We start from the raw sequence: 1,580 nt of genomic DNA, 5'->3' as shown, positions 1-1,580 counted from the left end.
GCCCGAATCCCTTGGGATCCGTCTCCTCCGGCAGGGCGACCTCGGCGTACAGCTCCTCGCCGCGCCGCCAGGCCGCCTTGAGCCCCTGGAACACCGGGCCGTACTGGTAGCCGGCGGCGGCCAGATCCGGGTACGCCGAGGCTACGGGGATCTCCGTCGCGCCCACCGGGGGCCAGTTGACCAGTTCGGCCGCCGCGTCCGTCGACTGCTCGGACAGCAGGCCCTCGGCATGCCGGGTCCACGCGAGGTCGGGCTCGTCGTCCCGGCGGGAGTGCACGGTGACCGTACGCCGCCCGGAACCGTCGTCGGCCCCGACCACGACCTGTACGGCGACACCGCCACGCTCCGGCAGGATCAGCGGCGCCTGCAAAGTGAGCTCGTCGAGCCGCCGGCAACCGACTTCCTCTCCTGCCCGCAGGGCCAGCTCCACGAATCCCGTGCCGGGGAGCAGGACGCTGCCCAGCACGTCGTGGTCCGCGACCCACGCGTGCGTGCTCGCCGAGATCCGTCCGGTGAGCACGAGACCGCCCGAGTCGGGCAACGGCACGGCAGCACGGAGGACGGGGTGGTCGAGTGCCGTCTGCCCCGTGTCCGAGGCACCGCCGCCCGCCGTGGGCGCGGTCATCCAGTACCGCTGACGTTGGAAGGGATAGGTGGGCAGGTCGACGCGGCGGGCGCCGGTGCCCTCGAAGTAGGCGGCCCAGTCGATGTCGAGGCCGGAGACGTGGAGTTGAGCGAGGGCGGTGAGCAGGGTCTCGGCCTCGGGGCGGTCCTTGCGCAGGGTCGGTGTTACGACCGTCTCGTCCGAGGTGAGGGTCTGCTGCGCCAGTCCGGCCAGGATCCCGTCGGGGCCCAGCTCGACGTAACGGGTCACGCCCTGGGACTCCAGGGTGCGTACGGCGTCGGAGAAGCGGACGGCGGATCGGACCTGGTTCACCCAGTACTCCGGGGACTGCCAGTCCGTCGCCGACTCCCCCGTGACCGTCGAAATCGCGGGGATACGCGGCTCCGCGTACGACAACTCGGCCGCTACGGCACGGAAGTCGGCGAGCATCGGCTCCATCAACAGGCTGTGGAAAGCGTGCGACACCGACAGACGGCTCGTCTTACGACCCAAAGCCGAGAAGTGCTCGCCGATCGCCAGCACCGCGTCCTCGACGCCCGAAACCACCACCGATGTGGGCCCGTTGATGGCTGCGATGGACACGTCGTCGGTGAGCAGGGGCAGGACCTCGTCCTCGGAAGCCTGTACGGCGACCATCGCGCCGCCCTCGGGCAACGCCTGCATCAACCGCCCGCGCGCTACGACCAGCCGGGCCGCGTCCGCCAGCGACAGCACCCCGGCCACATGCGCCGCGGCCAGCTCACCGATGGAGTGACCGACCAGCACGTCCGGCCGCACACCCCACGCCTCGACGAGGCGGAACAACGCCACCTCGACCGCGAACAACGCAGGCTGCGCATAACCCGTGGCGTTCAATGCCCCCGGATCCTCGCCCCACATCACCTCACACAACGGCCGATCCAGATACCGATCCAGCTCAGCAACCACCGCATCCAGAGCCTCAGCGAACACGGGA

At 70.5% G+C, this 1,580-nt stretch carries 1 protein-coding gene; it reads right to left on the bottom strand.

Annotation, left to right across the window (positions count from 1 at the left end):
- A partial coding sequence (locus IE318_RS44170; RefSeq protein ID WP_189908462.1) for an acyltransferase domain-containing protein occupies window positions 1-1,580 on the bottom strand: 1,580 nt, incomplete at both ends.

The sequence above is a fragment of the Streptomyces spiralis genome, from assembly GCF_014654675.1.
GTDB lineage: Bacteria > Actinomycetota > Actinomycetes > Streptomycetales > Streptomycetaceae > Streptomyces > Streptomyces spiralis.
Note: the sequence above shows the minus strand (reverse complement) of the source record. Positions and strands in the feature narration are given on the sequence as shown.